We start from the raw sequence: 20722 nt of genomic DNA on the forward strand, positions 1-20722 counted from the left end.
TTTACTGTGTCTTAGTGTTAAGTAGCGCTGCCAGTTCATTGACATTACTGACGATATAATCGGGCTGTTGTGCCAGTGGGTAGAGCGCTTTACCGGGGCGAGTGATAAACGCTGTTTGTAATCCCGCGGCTTTCGCGCCCGCAATATCCCAGCCATGGGCTGCCACCATGAGTGCCTCTTCTGGTTTGACGCCGAGTTTTTCAAGCGCCCATGCATAGGATCGCAGGTCTGGCTTGTAAATTTCAATGTCTTCCACACTGTAACGGGCTTCGAAAAACGACATTAAACCCGCGTTTTCAAACTGCGTTTTAACGCCAAAATTCGACGAGTTGGTTAAGCTCACGAGCTTAAAACCCTGGGCCTTGAGTGCAGTTAAGCCCTCTTTTACATCGCCGTGAGGAGGCAATTGCAGCAATGGAGTAACAATGGCAGTTTTCGCTTGCTTAGGTGTAAGCGCAATGTCATTAATATCGGCCACCATCATCAGGGCAGCGACACCAATTTTCCCAAAATCGTGGTACTCGCCTGTGGTAGTGGCAACCAGTGAATAATGCAGCATGGTTGAAAACCACAATGGAAGTAAGTCTTGCCTGCCACCCAGCGCGTCACCTACAGATGTTCGCATGGAGGTCAAATCGAGCAGTGTTTCATTGACATCAAAAATGATTACTTTGGGTGTTGGTAGAGAAGTATCTGCCAGCGTCTGTGGTACTATGAAAACCGCCATTAATAGCGCTATCGCCACTAAAGGTTTGCGAAAAAAGGACATAACATTTCCTGTTGTAGAAATACACGATAGACAAAATACAGTGTATTTCTTTGAAATAGTTAAATGAAGGCCTGATAATTAAAACCTGTATTTAATTTTATTAAAGTGTTCATGTATAGCCTTCGAGAATTAGAAACCTTTGTGGCTGTAGTTGAAAACGGCGGCATTGTGTCAGCAGCGTCGGCGCTCAGGCTATCGCCAGCTACAGTGAGCTTGCGTTTGAGTAAGCTTGAAAAGGCACTAAAAACCGTGTTGGTATTTCGCGATAGCAGAAAGTTGCAATTGTCTCCTGCTGGAGACGTGTTTTACCAGCGGGTAGGCCACATCCTTGATGCCCTGAGTGAAGCCGAGCATCAGATCGGCGCAAAAGGCAGCGATGTTCGAGGTACCTTGAGGGCTACTATGCCGCCGTGGGTGTTTTCCCGGTTTGTTATGCCTAATCTGGTTCGGTTTGAGCAGGCTTATCCTGATTTAACCTTAGATTTCTTAATTAACGATCATTTCGTCAATGTAGTCGAAGATAAACAGGATGTTGCCATTCGGGTGGGAAAGTTGTCGGACTCTGCTCTTATAGCCAGAAAGCTTGCTAAAAATCATCGCTTGTTGTGCGCCTCGCCAGAATATCTTGCCCGTTATGGTGTGCCTACTTCATTGGCAGATTTGGAACACCACTATTGGGTTTGCCTGCCCTGGCAGCGACAACTGAAGGTGAGGGAAAACGATCGTACTTCTACACTCAACGTACGCACTCGTTTTACCGTATCAAACTCTGACAACATGACCCAGGCTGTTATCGCTGGCCACGGTATCGGCATTAAATCGCTAATTGCAGTGAAAGAAGAGTTGCAAACAGGGGCTTTGGTGGAAATTCTGCCTGGGTTGCTTGCCGATAATGATGCACCTGTGTGGTTTCTCAAACCACAAAATAGCTTGGTGACCCGCAAAACAGATGTTTTTTTCCAGTTTATGCAAAGTGTTTTCAACTAGGTGGCTAACACCCGGTAAAAACAGGGTACGCAGTATTTTTTCAATTGTAGTCAGTTGCGCTTATACATCATTAGTCTTCTACCAAGAAGAGCAATTGTCTGTTACATTTTTTAAAAAAGCGCATATTCAGGTAAGAACATGACGACATTTCAATACGACTATTTAGTTGTGGGTGCGGGGTTATTCGGTGCTGTGTTTGCACGCGAGGCAACACAGGCTGGTAAAAAGGTACTGGTTATAGACAAGCGCTCGCACAGCGGCGGCAATATCTATTGCCAGCAGATAGAAGGCATCAATGTGCACAAGTACGGCGCGCATATTTTTCATACCAGTAATCAGGAGGTGTGGGATTATGTGAATCAGTTCGTCAGTTTTAATCGTTACGTCAATTCCCCTGTGGCGAATTATCAGGGGAAGCTTTATAACCTGCCGTTTAATATGAATACCTTCTACCAATTATGGGGCGTGACTACACCGGATGAGGCCAAAGCTAAAATTGAAGAGCAGCGAGCGCCATACAAACATCTCGACCCACAAAACTTAGAAGAACAAGCGTTATTTTTAGGTGGAAAAGATCTTTATGAGACGCTGATAAAAGGCTATACGGAAAAACAGTGGGGACGCCCGGCCATACAAATTCCTTCCTTTATCATCAAACGTCTGCCATTTCGCTTTACGTTTGATAACAATTATTTTAATGACTTGTACCAGGGTATTCCCCACGGTGGTTACAACGCCCTCACCGATGCCCTTTTTGACGGCGTGGAAGTACGTACTGGCATTAATTATTTCGAAAACAAAGAAGAGCTGGATACCTTAGCTAAGCAGGTCTTGTACACCGGTAAAATCGACGAGTTTTTTGATTGTAAGTTAGGCAGGCTCGAATATCGCAGTTTGCACTTTGAGACTGAAGTACTTGAGCAAGACAATTTTCAAGGTAATGCAGTGGTTAATTACACCGAGCAATCGGTGCCTTACACGCGTATTTTGGAGCACAAACACTTTGAATTTGGCACACAGCCAAAAACTGTGGTAACCAGAGAATACCCGCACGAGTTTAGTAAAGATAACGAACCCTACTACCCCATTAATGATGACGCCAACAACGCCCTGCTGGCGCAATACAAAGCGTTGGCCAACGAGCCTGAATACAAGGATAAATATCTCTTTGGCGGCCGGCTTGCAGATTATAAGTACTATGACATGGATGACACCATCGAAGCCGCGTTGGCTCTGACAAAACAAGCACTTTAAATTGCTAAAACAAGAACAAGAACGAAAGCAAAATGACAGAAAAAGTTTACATTGCGAGAAATTATCGCTCTAAATTTGATGCGGCGGGCAAGGCTAAAATGGATTGTGAAACCATTCTGGCTAACAATGGATGGAAAAATATAGGTTTTCGGCAAACCTGGATAGCAAACGGTCCGGTGGGAAGCTTGCTAAGTGCATTGGGGGTGACATGGGCACTGCTTAGATTAAAACGTGAAAGCAGGGTATGCCTACAGTACCCGTTCAAGAAGTTTTACCGCTACGCTGTGTGGGGAGCGAGACTTAAAAAGTGTTCTTTGCTCACCATTGTCCACGATGTTACGTCGCTAAAAAAGCGTCACCTAAACCCCGCCGGTGAAATTGCACTTTTGTCGCAATCTGATGTTTTGATTGTTCATAACGCCGCCATGGCGACCTGGTTCAGGGAGCAGGAGGTAAATGCCAAATTGGTGCATATTGATGCCTTTGATTATTTGCATGAGCCAAAAGTTGAGGCACAGAAAACAGCGCCCGATCTCAATATGCTTCGTGTGGTGTTCGCCGGAAATATGGGCGGCAAACAACAATTTTTGTATGAGTTAGACACCTTGCCGAAGGGCCCTTTTCGCTTTGACCTATACGGTGTGGGTTTTAAGCCTGAGAAAGTCAAAGACTCATCGAAGACGCGCCTGCACTACCAAGGTAAGTTTCCTGCTGATGAAGTTATCGACCGGATTGACGGGGACTTTGGCATCGTGTGGTACGGCGACTCATTAGATTGCTGCGATTGCGACACCGGCCAGTATCTTAAATACAACAACCCGCACAAATTGTCTTTGTATATCCTTTGCGAAATGCCCATTATTATTTGGGATAAAGCTGCCATGGCCGACTTTGTAACAGATAACAACCTTGGATTTGCTTTGTCTTCGCTTAAGACGTTACCTGAAACGCTGGCAGCGTTAACTGACGCTGATATTGCACAACTAAAAGAAAACGTGTGCAGGGTGAAGGCCAAAATGGCTCAGGGCGGCTTTTTTGCCGATAGCGTAAAACGCGCCCTGTCGCAAATGCAAAACGAGAAGGTGCACAATAAAATAACTTAGCGCTTAGCACTGTGCACCTGAATACTAACGAAGTGTGAGGGTTCCGCCTTCTGTGAGCACGTTGTGAGAAATAAACGGCCGTCTCAGTGCCTGGCCGTTAAAACTCAACGTGCCGTTTCTCTCTCTTTTAATCACCAATTGCTTATTGGCGTAGTATGCCTCATCAAGGGTAATGGTAATTTTTGAAAAAGTCGGCGTGAACAGGGCATAGTCCATATCGCCGGGGCTGATAGGATAAATCCCCATCATACTAAATACCAACCACGCCGACAGCGTACCCGTGTCATCATTGCCGGGAATACCGCCTGGTGTGGTAAGAAAGTGCTTGTCTATTAAAGTTTGCACACGCTCACCTGTTCTGGCCTCCTTCCCTTTAACAAAATTGTAGAGAAACGGATAGGTAATGTCCGGTTCATTGGCCATATCAAAATTATCTGTATCGAAGGTTGCATCAAGGGCATGTATGAACGCGCTTTCGCCCCCCAGCAAATCGATTAATCCGGGCGTATCGAAGGGAATGTAGAAGCGGTAATTCCAGGCATTACCTTCAATGTAACCTGGCGCAGGCTCAAAATTACGACCGAGTTCAGGGTCATAGGGCGTTAGCCATTCTCCTTGACGGTTTTTTGGCCGCAGCATGCCGGTTTCGCTATCAAACAAGGTTCGGTATTGCATGGCGCGGTTCAGGTAATGCTGATAATCGTTTTGTTTACCCAACGCTTTGGCAAACTGTGCAAGGGCGTAATCAGCCAGGTAGTATTCAAGGCTTGTAGAGACACTGCCGTCGTACGGCCCCTCGTCATCAAAAGGTACATAACCTAAAGCAAGGTAGTCTTTATTCTCAGGTCGAAGAAGGTTGTCATCAGCTTGGTCTGCGGCACGCTTCATCGCGGTGTAAGCGGCTTCCACATCGAAATTTTGGATACCTCGTAAGTAAGTATCTGCAATCATCGCGGTGGCAGGATCGCCAACCATGACTTGCGTTTCCATGCCATAAAGCTCCCATTTAGGCAGCCAGCCACTTTCCTTTGCCATAGACACCGCACTGTTTACCATGTCTTCCTGTAAAGCGGGGTACAATAAACTCAATAGTGGGTGGACATTTCGGTTAGTGTCCCACAGTGAATAAACCGTATAGCGGTTTTTGTCTTTGCTATTTCCTGTACCGTGACGCCCATTTAATGGGTAATCTCCGTTGGCATCCTGAAAAATATTTGGGTGGATCAAGGTATGATACAAAGCGGTATAAAACTTCACCTTGTCGCTCTGCTTACCTTCTACTTGGATCTTGTCTAAATAACCATCCCAAGCCTTTTTGGCATTGGCTTGCACTCGGTTGAAATCGAACCCTGGCTGCTCAGCGTTCAGGTTAGCTCTGGCGTTTTCAATGCTGACGAAAGATATACCAACTTTTACCTGAATTTGTTCGCCTTCGGAGGTGTTAAAGCTCAGCCAGGCACCCACATCGTCTCCGGCCATGGGAGCCTGATAATTATGATAGGGTTTGATGGTATCGTTATAGCCAATCCAGTCAGCCTCTACATTTTTGTAAGCGGGCATGCGCTTCCATACGCCGTGATCAACCGCTGGCTGGCTGAACTTTGCAACGAAGTAGACCGGTCGTACGTCTTCGGGGTGGTAACAGAAGGTGCCAATATTTCGCATTCCTTCTATTTCTGTATTAGAAACCACCTTGATAGTGCCACCGGTTTCGTTCGTCAGGCCTAAGCCCAGGTTCATAAGGATATGAGACTGCCCTGCTGGAAAGGTAAAGCGACTCAACCCTGTTCTAAGTGTACTGGTTACTTCAGCTGTGACCCCATATTTTTCGAGCTCTGTGCGGTAATAGCCCGGCTTGGCTGACTCGTCAGAATAAGTCGAGCCGTATTCGCTGGCTTCTAAGGCGAGTTCCCCTGTGGTTGGCATCAGCAACATGACACCGGCTTCCGGGCAGCCTACACCACTTAAATTGAGGTGACTAAACCCGGTGAGATAGCCATTTTCGTTGATGTAGCCCCGAGAGTTCCAGGCATCATCTTTTTTTGTAGGGTTGTACTCACCACCGTACGCCACATTAAAGGGAGCTACCGACGCCAGTGCGTTAGGGTATTGTGCGCCAGGGTGGGTTGCCCCGAAATTTGAGGTGCCGATAAATGGGTCGACATATTCACTGTTGCCCGCCATAGCAGCACTGCTGAATAAGGCGGTTAGCGCTACTATCATCGCTTTCATGGTTGATTACTCATGGTAAATTCCAAAACGCCACCGGTCATAATATCTCTGTGAGACAATCTGAAGCCATCCACATCTTCACCATTTAGCGTGACACGGGATACGTAGACATTGTCTGGCGATTGATGCTTGGTACGAATTGAAAACACTGCACCATTTTCTAATGTAATATCGGCCGACGTGACCGCAGGGCTACCTAGCACATATTCTCCGGCGACAGGATCAACCGGATAGAAACCCAGAGCACTGAACAAATACCATGCTGACATCTGGCCTGCGTCTTCGTTACCTGCCAGCCCGTCTGGTTCGTTGGTGTACAAATCTCGCATGACTTCTCGAACGATGCGTTGAGTCTTATGCCCTTGCCCTACATATTGGTATAAATAAGGTACGTGGTGACTGGGTTCGTTGCCATGCACATACTGGCCGATGGTACCTGAAATCCATTCTGGAAAATCTGTGTCGTCTTGTTGGGCATCAAACATGGCATCGAGTTTTTCTGCGAACAGTGCCTTGCCGCCCATCAACCTAATAAGGCCTTCAACATCGTGGGGCACAAAGAAAGAATACTGCCACGCGTTCGCTTCACAATAATCTTCCGGATGATAAGCATCGGGGTTGAAGGGTTCACGGAAACTACCCACAAGACTTTTTGCGCGCATAAAACCAGTTTGACTGTCGAAATGATGTCGGTAATTTTGCGCACGCATTACATAAGCATCGTATATATCCGCTTTACCAAGTGCTTTAGCCAGTTGCGCAATGGCCCAATCGTCATAGGCGTATTCCAGTGTTAACGATACGTTCCAGCCACCGTACTCATAGGGCACATAGCCCAGACGCTGATAGTGATCGAGCCCAAACTCCGATTGCATTGCGCTTTGTAATGCTGCTTCCAGTATCGCGTCGCCTGGTAAACTGTCAGGGTTTTTCAGGTAGGCATCAACTAAAACGGGGACGGAGTGATAGCCCATCATCATGTCGGTCTCGTTGCCTTGAAAGATCCAAACAGGTAAGCGTCCAAAGATATCGTAATGAGACATCAGGGTGCGCATCATTTCCTCATTTTGAGATGGCGCGACCAGTGTTTTCCATGGATGCAGCGCGCGAAAAGTATCCCACAAGGAGAAAAAGTCGTAGCGGTATTCAGCATCCGTTATATGCACTTTACCGTCAGGCCCTTTGTATTGTTTGTTGGCATCGGAATATACCCTCGGCGCCAGAGCAGCATGATACATGGCAGTATAGAACTGGGTTTTCGTGTCTGTGGGCGCATCGGTTCGCACACTGGCTAATTCTGCACGCCACGCATTTTCGGCTTCGTGCTTTACCACATCAAAAGGTTTGTCAGCGCCTTCACTCTCGAGGTTGGCGCGGGCATTATCAACGCTCACAGAACTGATTGCGGTACGTGCGGTGAGAGCCTTCAGACTGGACACATCAAACGCGGCTTCAAGCACAACGTGTTTACCAGATGCTACAGAGCCATCGGCTTTATCACTGCCATTGCTCAATGTGTAGGCCGAAATAGGGCGAGAAAAGCGGGTATAAAAATACACGCGCTGATCAGTTGCCCAACCGGTGGATTTGCGGTATCCAGAAATGGTGTATTCGTCTACGACTGTAAGTTGAGTATCGACGGTGGCATCCCAATTTCGGCTGTACCCCAAATCTACTCGCACAAAACCTTCTGTGGTTTTTTCAGCAAAGGTATAACGTTGAAAACCAGTGCGTAAACCGGCGGTAAGTGCCACGTCGATGTTGTAATCTTGAAGTTTGACCTGATAGTACCCCGGTGAGGCCATTTCATCTTCGTGATTAAAGTGAGAAACAATAGTGCCTTCAGCAGGCCCGCCCTCGGTTTCTACCCGCGTGAAAGGTTTGGTTAAGGGCATAAACGAAATATCGTACAGATCACCAGCCCCTGTACCCGATAAATGTGTGTGGCTGAAACCAGCAATGATGTTGTCAGGGTAAAAGTACCCAGAAATCCAGTCCCAGCCGCCTCTACCGTTGTCTGGACTGAGTTGTACCATGCCATAGGGGACGGTGGCGCCAGGAAAGGTTTTGCCTTTACCATCACTGCCTATGAAAGGGTCGACATACCTAAGTACATCGTCACCGTCTCTCTGAGGCACTTGAGATACGGTTTGCTCACAGCCTGTTAACCCTGCAAACGAAGCAAGCAGCACAGCACCTGCCAATGCGTGTTTGATCATGCCTCACCTACCTGCTGCTTAGTGACAAAACTGCTGCTGTTAAGGGCATACCATCCGATATAAACGTAGGCTAGTACCGGTACAAAATAACTTAGTTGGACGCTGCTTATATCAGCCACTACTCCTTGTACCATGGGTAAAATCGCGCCACCTACAATAGCTTGGCATAATAAACCAGAGCCTCGGCTAGTTAATTCGCCTAAACCGCGAATTGCCAGGGAGAAAATAGTAGGAAACATGATGGAATTGAAAAAGCCCACAGCAATAACAGACCACATGGCTATGGCACCGGTGGTTTGTGTGGTGACAATCAACAGTAAAACAGCCATGACTGCGTTGCCTGCAAGCACATAAGCTGGCTTGATAAAACGAGTGAGCGCGGCCCCCACGAAACGGCCTACCATCGCTCCACCCCAGTAATATGAAACCATAGTGCTGGCATCTTGCTGACTCAAGCCTGCGATACGCGGATCGGCAAAGTAGTTCACCAGGAAACTACCTATGGATACTTCTGCGCCTACGTAAAGAAAGATAGCCAGCGCGCCTAGCACCAGACCTTTCTGTTGCCATATACTTTGTTTTACTGTGGTGGGGCTTGTTGACCCGGTAGAAGTAATTTCCGGAAGCTTAAGGAATTTAAAGGCTATTGCCGTTACTATCACAAAAGCAGCCAAAATAAGATAAGGTAATTGAACAGATTTCGCATCAACCTGTGCATCGGCCACACTGGAGAATATTAACGCTGCACCAAATAACGGCCCGACAGTATGCCCAAGGGAGTTAATGGCTTGGGCGAGGTTCAGTCGGCTTGCTGCTGTTTTTTCGGGGCCCAATATCGCAACATATGGGTTAGCAGAAACCTGCAATGTGGCGACGCCAGATGCAAGAATAAATAGTCCTAAAAGAAACACCCAATAGGCACCTATTTCTGCGGCTGGATAGAACAAAGCACATCCAACGGCGATGGTACATAAACCGGTAATAATGCCCCGTAAATAACCAATTTTTTCTAACAGCTTGCCAGCAAAGGGCGATACCACAAAGTACGCGCCAAAAAAGCAAAACTGTACCAGCATAGCCTGGGTGTAATTTAACGAAAACGATGCCTTTAGGTGCGGGATAAGAATATCGTTCAGTGCAGTAATAAACCCCCAAATGAAAAATAGGGTGGTCATGGCGGCAAAAGCGAAGTGGCTTGCACTTCCTTTACTCGTTACCGGCGTGTTTCCTGGGATCGCGGCCATAATTATCTCACTTGCTGTGGCGCGACCAAACGTGATCGCGCATTAGTTATTGGTTGTAAAGGAGCTATTTTTCGAGTGACAGTGAATAAGGGTAAGCGTCTATCTCTGTGGCACGGGTTTTATTTGGCGAGTCGCCCATTTGCAATGTCATTTCGCCACCTTGAGATAAGGTTTCGTGGCTTAGCCAGGTTTTATTGTAAGCACCGCCATTAAGGTTGACTGATTGCACATAAGGCGTGTCGCGATGATTGTCTTTTGCCGTAATAGTGAAGGTTTCACCATTTGAAAGCTTCATTGTCACTTTATCAAACAGTGGACTACCCAATACGTACTGATTTGTACCCGGTGCAACCGGATAGAATCCCATGGCACTGAACACATACCAAGCAGATGTCTGGCCATTATCTTCATCGCCGCAATAGCCGTCTGGCGTGGGCTTATACAGCTTGTCCATTACATTGCGAACATGGAATTGGGTTTTCCACGGTGCGCCGGCGTAGTTGTACAGATAAATCATGTGCTGTATAGGCTGATTACCGTGGGCGTAATTGCCCATGTTTACAATTTGCATCTCGCGAATTTCATGAATAGTGAAGCCGTAGTATGAGTCGTCAAATACCGGCGGCATCTCAAAAACCTGATCAAGCTTATCGACGAATGCCTGATTACCACCCATGAGGTTTTTAAGCCCTTCGATGTCTTGAAATACAGACCAGGTATAGTGCAGCGCATTACCCTCTGTGAACGCATCTCCCCATTTTAATGGATTAAAGTTCTCGTCGAAGGTGCCGTCGGCGTTTTTGCCTCGCATCCAACCTGTTTCTTTATCAAACAAATGCTTGTAGTTAAAGGCTTGCTCGTAAAAGCGCTTGGCATCATCTTCTTTACCCAGTGCTTTAGCCAGTTTGTAAAGATTGAAATCAGCAAAAGCGTACTCGAGACTGCGGGCAGCATTTTCATGAATACCAACATCGTAAGGCACGTAGCCGAGTTCATTGTAGTAATCGACACCTTCACGGCCCACTGATGTCATAGGGCGGCCTTCGTTCACGTTCGCGTTTTTAAGCGCCGCTTCATAGAGGGTCTCGATATCGAAGCCACGAATACCTTTTAAATATGCATCAGCAATGTTGATGGCTGAATTTGAACCAACCATCACATTGCGGTGCCCCGGGCTTGCCCATTCCGGTAGCCAGCCTGATTCCTTGTAGGTGTTCGCTAACCCTTCCATAATTTGCGCATCAAGTTCAGGGTACATCAAGGTAAAGAAGGGGAATACAGCACGGAAAGTGTCCCAGAAACCGTTGTCAGTAAACATATAACCCGGCAGTACTTCACCGTTGTAAGGGCTGTAATGCACTATGTTATTATTTTCGTCATATTCATAAAACTTACGAGGAAAGAGTAGTACGCGATATAGTGCTGAGTAAAAGGTGCGGACTTGCTCGATATCCGTATCTTCAATTTGTATACGGGAAAGTTCCTTTTGCCACGTGTCGTGTGCTTTTTGGCGTGTATCGTCAAAACTATCAGCACCAATTTCTCGCGCTAAATTACGCTCCGCTTGCTCATGGCTAATAAATGACGACGCAACTTTCACGGTTACCTGCTCACCGCGTTCTGTGTTGAACCCAATAATGGCACCAACGTGATCACCTTCTGATTGCAGTGCGTCTGGTTGTAGTGTCCAGTTGTCGTGCCAGGTCTGAGCGACGGTAAAATCCTTATCGAATTCTGCAACGAAATAGTTGTGAAAGTTGTCTGGAACGCCACCGTGATTGTTTCTCGCGTAGCCGATAATCTTCCGTTGCTCGGGCAAAATTTTTACCATAGAGCCTTTTTCAAAAGCGTCCAGCAAGATATAGGCGTTGTTGGTATCCGGGAAGGTAAACCGGAACTGTGCGGCACGCTCTGTGGGAGTCACTTCTGCTGTTACATCATAATCTGCCAGATAGACACTGTAATAATCAGGTTTGGCTTCTTCCGCTTTATGCGAAAACCAGGACGCTCGCGCCTCTTCTTCGAAGGCCAGTTCACCGGTAACGGCCATAAAAGAAAATGCGCCGTAATCATTTAGCCATGGACTAGGTTGATGGGTTTGTTTTATCCCGCGAATTTTATTGTCGTCGTATTTGTATGCCCAACCGTCACCCATTGGCGCTGTCATAGGCGTCCAAAAATTCATTGCCCAAGGCGTGGCAACGGCAGGATATGTATTACCGTTTGATAGTGCAAAAGTAGAGTCGGACCCCATCAATGGGTTTACATACTGCACAACATCCTGTTCTACCAGGTTTACTGGCGTAGGTTCTGCTGCTTGCTGACTACCGCAGCCAACCAGAGCTACTAACAAAGGTATACTCGTAAGTGATTGTCTTAACATCAAATAAACCGTCCTGTCTGGCCTTCAGATGCACATAAGGAGAGACATCGAAGGATGATTCGTTAATAAATTGTAATCAGTGTAATCGATTACAGCTTGGTGGGCTAGACGGAAGGTGAAAAAAATTGACATTTTAGTCTTTGTGTCGGTTTCACAAGCAACTTTTTATGACTTGAAACCGGTTTCAATGGCAAGGAAACCTCATTTACCTTTATCGGTGATGTTTAGATCATTAAATAGAAGCACATGTTAGACATGAGTGCTCATAAATCATCCGGGATCATCGTCGTTGCGTGACAAGCGTTGTTAAAATCAAATCTAACAATGCGATGAAACGTAATGGCTGCGTACACAGTCTCCTTTCAAACTCATTGGGAATTGGCTATATAAGACACTGATTATAAGTGCATATTCTTTTTTAAACTCAAAAGTAGTGTGCTGCTAATCGCATTTTACTGTAAGAGATGCGTTAACATTTGGTTGACATCAAAGATTTCACCACATACCATAAATTATTGTAATCGTTTACATGATCTTGGTGTTTAACCTGGAGAGGGCGGTTCTAACGCATCTGTATGCAATGAAACGCGATTGCAACTGGCTATCAATGCGTTGCTTAGCGAGCCCGACGCATCACTTCAGGAAGGCGCAATGTTGAACGTAAAAAAATTATTACAGCACAGGGATTCTCCGAGGTAACTTATGACTTCACGACGCCGCTTCTTACAATTATCTGCTCTCACCGGCGCGATAAGTACAGCCCTGCCCGCATTTTCCAAGGGAGGTCGTACAGTAAATAAACCCATTGTTGTCTCTACCTGGGAACATGGCATGCCAGCAAATGCGGCAGCCTGGAAAGTGTTGGAACAAGGGGGACGAGCTATTGATGCTGTGGAGCAAGGCGTGCGAATACCTGAAGCAGATCCCGCTGTGCGTACAGTAGGTTTTGGGGGATACCCGGATGCATCAGGCGAAGTCACACTGGATGCGTGCATTATGGATGACAAGATGAACTGTGGGTCCGTAGCGTATTTAAAAGGGTTTGTACATCCTATATCTGTTGCACGCCGCGTTATGGATGATACCCCCCATGTCATGTTAGTGGGTGAAGGGGCAAAGCAATTTGCGCTGGCCCAAGGTTTTACTGAAACCAACCTGTTAACGCCAGAAGCAGAAGCAGACTGGCAAACCTGGTTAAAAACCCGGGAAGTAAAACAAATAAATATAGAAAATCACGACACTATCGGCATGTTAGCGCTGGATGGTGAGGGTAATCTTTCAGGCGCATGTACTACCTCTGGAGCAGCGTACAAAATGCCTGGCAGGGTAGGAGATTCACCTATTATTGGCAGTGGGTTATATGTCGATAATGAGGTGGGTGCGGCTACAGCGACCGGCATGGGTGAATTGATGATGAAAACCGTGGGTTGCCACTTGGTTGTTGAGCTTATGCGTCAGGGAGCATCTCCCGCAGAGGCATGCGAAGGAGCGGTGGAAAGAATTGCGAAAAAGCTGGGCAATTACAAAGCCTTTCAGGTGGGCTTTTTAGCGTTAAACAAGCATGGTCAGTACGGTGCGCACTGTATTCAGCCCGGCTTCAATTATGCGGTACAAGATGCCAGCGGCAGTCAGTTGATAGATGGCAACAGCTTGCTAGAGGGACGACATAATGGGTAAGCTGCTCACTATAGTCAGCGTCCTGACACTGCTACTTGTAGGGGCTAAAGCAGAATCGGCCACCACAATAATGGCCAATGCCCCGCCATTTGCCCTTACTTTGTCGCAACTTGAACAATGGACTGCAGAATCAGGGTTAGCGAGCGAAGAGAACGTTGCACAGCAAAAACTTGCTCGCCGCATGCCCGCGTATCTGAATCCAAATTTATCGGCGAAGGAGCAAACGGATAATCGCGCTGCCGTATTGTATGCGCCAGATGGTATGAACAACTTCGGCAATTATCTTACCCGCCAACCGACTTTTAATTTATATAACTTTACGCATTGGGCTGACATAGATGTGTTGAATTGGTTTGCTGGAACGGCAGAGCATACTATTCAAATTCCCGCTCGTCCCTGGGTTGATGCGGCTCATAAAAATGGTGTCAAAGTAATTGGCTCTGTATTTCTCGGTGTGTCACGGTGGGGTGGTAGTGCAGACACTGTTGAAACCCTGTTGAGGCAAGATGCTGATGGGCATTTTGTAATGGCAGACCAACTGCTCGAAATCGCACAGTACTACGGGTTTGATGGTTGGTTAATAAACCAGGAAACAGATTTAACCGCGGTGAAAGATGAGCATAACAATCTGATAGAAAATAAAAAAGATCGTATTCGCGGCCAGGCGTTGGCAAAAAAAATGCGGGCTTTCGTTCAGTACCTTACCGCCAATGCTCCTGTGGGCATGGAGATTCATTGGTACGATTCCATGGTCGGCAGTGGCGAAGTAAAATGGCAAAATACATTGAATGATGAGAATAGCCACTATTTGCAAGATGGCATTGTGCGTACCAGCGATGCCATCTTTCTCAATTACTGGTGGAATGAAGCCATGGTGGATAAATCAGTAGCAAAAGCCACCGCTATTCGTCGTTCCCCTTACGATGTTTATACCGGCGCTGATCTCTGGCCTCAGCGCAATGCCCAGGCTGCATTCCGTGAATTTGAATGGTATCAATGGTTATTTGATGGCAATCGGGCTAAAACCTCCCTCGCTATTTTTGCACCTAATTTCAACTACAACTTTGCGGGCGATGAAAAGCGCGACAACTTTAGTGATTTTGACCGCGACAGCAGCGATGTGGAACGTTTTTATACTACGGAGCAACGTCTTTTTGTAGGTGATGATCTCAACCTTGCCGAGTATGACCATTCGGGCTGGCCGGGTCTGGCCAGTAAACTTGCCGCCACAACCCCTCATTTGAGTTTGCCTTTTAACACCACATTCAATACAGGCCATGGTCGGGCGTGGTTTGAAAAGGGCGAGCCAATGGAGGGTGATTGGACAGATATCAGTGAACAATCACCACTACCGACCTGGCAGTTTGCTGTATTTCAGCCCCAAAAGAACAACCCATTCTCAGTGAATTACTGGTTTGATGATGCTTACGAAGGCGGCAGCTCTTTGCGTCTGCAGGGCATTGCGAGGGGGGAGCGCATCCCGCTATTCGCCACAGCGTTTGTCCTTACAGAAAACAGCGCGCTTTCACTGGTCAGCAAAGGAAAATTAAGCGGCTTGGCCGTGTATATCCAGGATAGTGAGGGCAAGCGTTGGACATTCGAATTGCAAACCAGTACCGACTGGGAAACGCATGCCTTCGCGTTAGATGAGCTAAACGGGACACAGGTTGTGCATATTGGCTTTGTGGCCAGTCAGAAGGGGGAAGGCATTGAAGGCTTGATTGGCGCATTAACGGTGACACCATGATTCCGCTTGAGATTTGCCTGGACGCCGATTCCCCGCATTTCACTGACAACCTGGAGAATGTGCAGGCGTGCAAAGTAGCCCGAATTGAACTGTGCGCTGATATGGCCAGCGAGGGCGTAACGCCAGGCGCCGATGCCGTTGAGAAAGCCCGATCGGTGTTCAGCACAGGTGAATTGCTCGTCATGATACGGCCACGAGATGGTGACTTTTGTTATTCGGCTGCTGAATGTAAGGCAATGTCGTCGAGTATTGACATGGCTGCAGCCAATGGGGCCGATGGTGTGGTTTTGGGCGTACTGAACAGTACTCAAACACTCGCCAGAAGACAGACAGCAAAGTTAATTAATCTTGCTCGTCGTCAACACATGGCGGTGACATTTCATCGTGCGTTTGATGCTGTCAACAACCCCCTGGAATCCATGTTGACACTGATTGATATGGGTGTTTCCAGAGTACTCACTTCTGGCACTCCGTGGGAAAGCAATTTGAACGCCATCGACGGGCTAAATTTGCTGAAGAAGCTCACCACCATCACAAACGGACATGTTGAACTTGTCATTGGTGGTGGCGTGTCGCCAAACAATGCAGCGGCGATCATCACCGGATTTAATCAGCAACAGGGCTGCAATATACACAACAATCGCACTGACTTTTCTCTTCATTGTTATTCGTCGGTGCTAAGTAATGGGATGATAGATGTAGAAAAATTATCCCGCCTTTTAAATATCTGTCGCGGGGCTATCGATAACATTCGCTAGCTCACAGACAGCCAATCAAGATGATTTAAACACTATGGCAACTAAGGCATCAATTCAATCAATCGGTTCCGTCTCGTTAAACGGTGCATGGGAATGTAAACAGGCAGGCACGGTACATTGGTTTGCAGCAACCGTACCAGGATGTAATTTTACTGACCTAGTGGCCGCCGGTCGAATCGAAGACCCTTTTTACCGCGACAATGAGGGGCAACTTCAGTGGATTGAAAAAGAAGACTGGATTTATCGAAAAACATTCGAGATAGACGGCGACATGCTGTCGGCGGAATTTATTGACTTGGTTGCCGATGGGCTGGATACTTTTTGTGATATTCGCATTAATGGCCATCCACTGGCCAGTACCGATAACATGTTTGTTGGCCATCGTATTCCCTGTAAAACCCACCTTGTCGCAGGCGAAAACCTCATAGAAGTTTTTTTCCGTTCGCCTATCAATGAAACTATGCCGCGTTATCTGCAAGCAGGCTATGCGTATCCAGCTGAGAATGATAAATCGGAAGAAAAGCTCAGCGTATACTGCCGCAAAGCGCCTTGTCATTTTGGCTGGGACTGGGGGCCGCGTTTTGTCACCAGTGGGATCTGGCGAGATATAAGTGTGCAGGCGTACAACCATGCGCGCATCGACGATGTTCATTACACCTTAGTATCGTTAACAGATGAGCGCGCAGAGGTAAAGTTTACCGTGACGGTAGAGGGTACATTACCCAAACAAAGTTTATTGAAACTTAGTAGCCAGCAAAGTGACCAGCTTTCAGCAACCGTTACAGCTGAAGCCTTTAACAATAATCAGGTGTGCATTACCTGCAACCTCGACAACCCCAAACGCTGGTGGCCCAACGGCATTGGCGAAGCATTTTTGTACACCATAGACGTTGTAATAACCCAGAATGAAAAGACTATTGATAGCCACCAAACCCGCATTGGCTTGCGGACCATTGAAGTGGTTAATCAACCGGATGACCTTGGAGTAAGCTTTTACGTGAAAGTGAATGGTCACTCCGTATTTATGAAAGGCGCAAACTACATTCCGGCTGATAGCTTTTTAAACCGCATGACAACTGAACGCCACGGCGCACTGATGGATGCGGCGGTGGACGCTAATATGAATATGCTCCGAGTGTGGGGCGGAGGCATTTACCAGGATGATGTCTTCTATCGTATGGCTGATGAAAAAGGCTTGCTTGTTTGGCAGGATTTCATGTTTGCTTGTACTTTATACCCAGGGGATGACGCCTTCCTTGAAAACGTAAAAGCGGAAGCTGAGTACAACATTAAGCGCTTGCGCAATCACCCGTGTATTGCATTGTGGTGTGGGAATAACGAAGTGGATATGGCCATCAAACATTGGGAATGGCCAGAGAAATTTGGTTATTCAGAGGCAGTTTATAACGGTCTTAGGGACGATTATAAAGCCTTGTTTGATACCTTGCTGCCCTCAATGGTTGCTAAGTTCGACAGCAATCGCTTTTACATGCGCTCTTCCCCCATAGGATTTTGGGAAGAAGACGCTGATCACATTGGGAATCACCATTTTTGGGGTGTGTGGCACGGAGAACAGCCCTTCAGTGAATATCAAAAACGCATTCCGCGGTTTATGAGTGAATACGGTTTTCAGTCGTTCCCTGTTGCCAGTTCTTTGAACAAATTCACAGAACAAGCCGATCGCGATTTACAGTCGAACGTATTGCGGGTGCATCAAAAGCATCCCCGTGGTAATCAACTGATCCACAGTTATATGGAAGCAGAATTTCAGCCCCCTAAAGACTTTACCCAGTTACTCTATCTTAGCCAGGTTCAGCAGGCTGAAGGCTTGAAATTGGCGTTTGAGGCGCACCGCGCAGCCATGCCGTTTTGTATGGGAAGCTTGTACTGGCAGTTAAATGATACCTGGCCGGCGGCATCCTGGTCAGGTATCGATTACTACGGTAAGTGGAAGGCGTTGCACTACCAAGCAAAAAGGAGTTTTGCTAAGCAGTTACTCGTGATCACCAGTGACAACAACACAGTGAATATTCAGGTCGTAAACGACGCCCTTGAAACTAAACAAGGCACGTTGACACTGTCACTGCAAGATTTCCACGGCAAGGCGCTGTGGCATCAACAAACGGAGGTGACTTTGCCCGCAACGGCCAGTCAGTCACTGCAAAGTATCGATATTACTGAATTTAAAGGCAACCCATTAAACGCCTGTGTGTTGGTGGCTTCACTTGATGAAGGGGCGGCAAACCTCGCCGTTATGAACCACTATTTTACACCCCACAAAGCGTTGAAGTTGATTCACAGCGACATCGACGTCACCGCCACTATCGATGGTGATACGTTAAACGTGATATTACAGGCCCCGGTGCTGCATCGTCACGTTTTTGTAGAAGTGCCCGATGCAAAAGCGAATTTCTCGGATAACTTTTTTGATTTGTTAGCAGGGGTACAAAAAGTCATTTCAGTGTCTGTGGCAGGTCTTTCAGAAACCGAGCGCGAACAATGTCAGCACGGGGTTGTTTGCCAATCCCTGATAGACAGTTTCACGGGGTAATAACATGAACTTAAGTGTTATCGACTTAGTGGTGATTGCCGGATATTTGCTCGGCACCTTAATGCTTGGCTTTTACATTTCCAAAAAAGCCAGCAAAGACATGAACGCCTATTTTTTGGCGGGAAAGAAGATTCCCTGGTGGGCGTTAGGGGTCTCGAACGCCTCTGGGATGTTCGATATCACCGGTACCATGTGGCTGGTGTCAATGTGCTTTGTTTACGGCCTTAAAAGTGCGTGGCTACCCTGGATTTGGCCTATCTTTAATCAAATTTTCTTGATGGTGTATCTGTCAATATGGCTGCGTCGTTCCAATGTGATGACCGGAGCCCAATGGCTTGAAACCCGCTTTGGTAAAGGCCGAAGTGCAGAGCTTTGCCAACTTGTGGTTGTGGTATTTGCGCTTATCAGTGCCATTGGATTTATCGCCTATGCATTCAAAGGCATTGGCAAGTTTGCTGCCATTTTTTTTCCGTGGGAAATATCACCAGACATGTACGCACTGGTCATTTTCACCATCACTACGCTGTATGTCATCAAAGGCGGCATGTACTCGGTGGTATTCACCGAAGTGCTTCAATTTATCATCATGACCATTGCTGCGGTAGCAGTTGGTGTGATAGCTATGAACTTGGTCTCTCCTGAACAAATCAATGCGGCAACGCCGGATGGTTGGTCGAGTATTCTTTTTGGATGGCAATTAGATCTCAACTGGACAGGTTTAATTGACAGCGTAAACAGCAAAATTCACAGCGATGGCTTTGAGTTATTTGGGCTGATGATCATGATGATGTTGTTCAAAGGTACCCTGTTTTCCATGGCAGGCCCGGTTCCCAATTATGACATGCAGCGGATTTTGGCCACAAAATCTCCTAAAGAAGCCGCCAAAATGAGCGGCTTGGTGTCGTTGGTAATGTTCTTGCCGCGGTACATGATGGTGGCGGGCCTCACGGTGTTGGCACTGGTTTATATGGGGCCAGAGATACAAGCGCAAGGTGAACATTTTGACTTTGAACAAATATTGCCTTACGCCATCAACAATTTTGTACCGGTTGGCTTAACAGGTTTGCTGATTGCAGGTTTACTGGCGGCATTTATGTCCACATTTGCTGCGTCTGTTAATGCTGCACCTGTGTATTTCGTGAATGATATTTATAAACGCTATTTTCGCCCCGACGCAGACAAGAAAACCTATGTACGAGTGAGTTACCTGGTGAGCTTTACCATGGTTGCCATTGGTATCGGACTGGGCTTGGTGCTCGGTTCAATTAACGACATTATGCAGTGGATTTTTGGCGCACTATTTGGTGGTTATGCGGCTGCAAATTTACTCAAATGGCACTGGTGGCGCTTCAATGCTTATGGTTATTTCTGGGGTATGATGGCGGGCTTGCTGTGTTCATTGTTCCTGCCATTACTCATGCCTGATGTGCACCCGCTGATGGCGTTTCCCGTATTGCTTGCCTTAAGTACCGTAGGCTGTATTGCAGGAACATTGCTGACACCAGCCGAAGATGAGTCTGTATTGTGTGCCTTTTACCGCAAGGTAAGACCCTGGGGTTTTTGGGGGCCAATCAGAGATAAAGTGTTAGCGGACGATCCGCATTTCATCCGCGATGATAACCCAGGCCGGGATGTGGTTAATATCCTGGTTGGAATGGGTTGGCAGATCAGCCTGGTTGTATTGCCAATTTATTTAGTCATTCGAGACTGGGATGGTGTTGCTGCCGCCCTCGTTGTTACGATTATTTCCATGTGGTTCCTTAAAAAGAACTGGTTAGACAAATTACAAGACTGAGAA

General features: G+C 47.0%; 13 protein-coding genes. 8 read left to right on the forward strand and 5 right to left on the reverse strand.

Annotation, left to right across the window (positions count from 1 at the left end):
• Position 1: 1 nt before the first annotated feature.
• Complete coding sequence (locus ACXACM_RS04485; RefSeq protein WP_474824221.1) at positions 2-727, reverse strand: haloacid dehalogenase type II; 726 nt, start codon at positions 725-727, stop codon at positions 2-4.
• A 153-nt stretch (positions 728-880) separates the two neighbouring features.
• On the opposite strand from ACXACM_RS04485, the gene ACXACM_RS04490 reads away from it, so the two are divergent.
• The 3 genes from ACXACM_RS04490 to ACXACM_RS04500 all read left to right on the forward strand — a co-directional run bounded on the left by ACXACM_RS04490 (position 881) and on the right by ACXACM_RS04500 (position 4113).
• Positions 881-1756: a LysR family transcriptional regulator gene (locus tag ACXACM_RS04490; protein ID WP_474820075.1), complete on the forward strand. Its 876-nt coding sequence runs from the start codon at positions 881-883 to the stop codon at positions 1754-1756.
• 138 nt (positions 1757-1894) lie between these two features.
• Positions 1895-3010 carry a UDP-galactopyranose mutase gene (gene glf / locus ACXACM_RS04495; RefSeq protein ID WP_474820077.1) on the forward strand — a complete coding sequence of 372 codons (1116 nt, stop codon included), beginning with the start codon at positions 1895-1897 and terminating at the stop codon, positions 3008-3010.
• Between the two features lie 32 nt (positions 3011-3042).
• The gene (locus tag ACXACM_RS04500) at positions 3043-4113 is read left to right on the forward strand and encodes a glycosyltransferase (RefSeq protein ID WP_474820079.1); all 1071 of its coding nucleotides are present in this window, start codon (positions 3043-3045) and stop codon (positions 4111-4113) included.
• Positions 4114-4137: 24 nt separating this feature from the next.
• Here ACXACM_RS04500 and ACXACM_RS04505 read toward each other — a convergent pair whose 3' ends face one another.
• The 4 genes from ACXACM_RS04505 to ACXACM_RS04520 all read right to left on the reverse strand — a co-directional run bounded on the left by ACXACM_RS04505 (position 4138) and on the right by ACXACM_RS04520 (position 12191).
• On the reverse strand, positions 4138-6345 hold the full coding sequence (locus ACXACM_RS04505) for a GH92 family glycosyl hydrolase (RefSeq protein WP_474820080.1): 2208 nt from the start codon (positions 6343-6345) through the stop codon (positions 4138-4140).
• The gene (locus ACXACM_RS04510) at positions 6342-8564 is read right to left on the reverse strand and encodes a GH92 family glycosyl hydrolase (protein WP_474820082.1); all 2223 of its coding nucleotides are present in this window, start codon (positions 8562-8564) and stop codon (positions 6342-6344) included. The genes ACXACM_RS04505 and ACXACM_RS04510 overlap by 4 nt, the downstream gene beginning before the upstream one ends.
• On the reverse strand, positions 8561-9808 hold the full coding sequence (locus ACXACM_RS04515; protein WP_474820084.1) for a sugar MFS transporter: 1248 nt from the start codon (positions 9806-9808) through the stop codon (positions 8561-8563). Before ACXACM_RS04515 ends, ACXACM_RS04510 begins: the two co-directional genes overlap by 4 nt.
• Before the next feature lie 64 nt (positions 9809-9872).
• Positions 9873-12191: a GH92 family glycosyl hydrolase gene (locus ACXACM_RS04520; protein WP_474820085.1), complete on the reverse strand. Its 2319-nt coding sequence runs from the start codon at positions 12189-12191 to the stop codon at positions 9873-9875.
• A gap of 702 nt (positions 12192-12893) precedes the next feature.
• On the opposite strand from ACXACM_RS04520, the gene ACXACM_RS04525 reads away from it, so the two are divergent.
• Genes ACXACM_RS04525 through ACXACM_RS04545 form a run of 5 tightly spaced genes read left to right on the forward strand, consistent with a single transcriptional unit; the run spans position 12894 to position 20719 of the window.
• Positions 12894-13868 carry a glycosylasparaginase gene (locus ACXACM_RS04525; RefSeq protein WP_474820086.1) on the forward strand — a complete coding sequence of 325 codons (975 nt, stop codon included), beginning with the start codon at positions 12894-12896 and terminating at the stop codon, positions 13866-13868.
• Positions 13861-15615: an endo-beta-N-acetylglucosaminidase gene (locus ACXACM_RS04530; RefSeq protein ID WP_474820088.1), complete on the forward strand. Its 1755-nt coding sequence runs from the start codon at positions 13861-13863 to the stop codon at positions 15613-15615. Before ACXACM_RS04525 ends, ACXACM_RS04530 begins: the two co-directional genes overlap by 8 nt.
• Positions 15612-16373, forward strand: coding sequence for a copper homeostasis protein CutC (locus ACXACM_RS04535; protein WP_474820089.1), 762 nt, complete (start codon positions 15612-15614; stop codon positions 16371-16373). Before ACXACM_RS04530 ends, ACXACM_RS04535 begins: the two co-directional genes overlap by 4 nt.
• Positions 16374-16407: 34 nt before the next feature.
• Positions 16408-18924 carry a glycoside hydrolase family 2 protein gene (locus ACXACM_RS04540; RefSeq protein WP_474820090.1) on the forward strand — a complete coding sequence of 839 codons (2517 nt, stop codon included), beginning with the start codon at positions 16408-16410 and terminating at the stop codon, positions 18922-18924.
• A gap of 4 nt (positions 18925-18928) precedes the next feature.
• A complete protein-coding gene (locus tag ACXACM_RS04545; RefSeq protein ID WP_474820092.1) occupies positions 18929-20719 on the forward strand; it encodes a sodium:solute symporter family protein in 1791 nt (596 codons plus the stop codon).
• The last annotated feature ends 3 nt before the right edge of the window (positions 20720-20722 follow it).

This window comes from Alteromonas sp. AWQ4_252 (assembly GCF_056158205.1).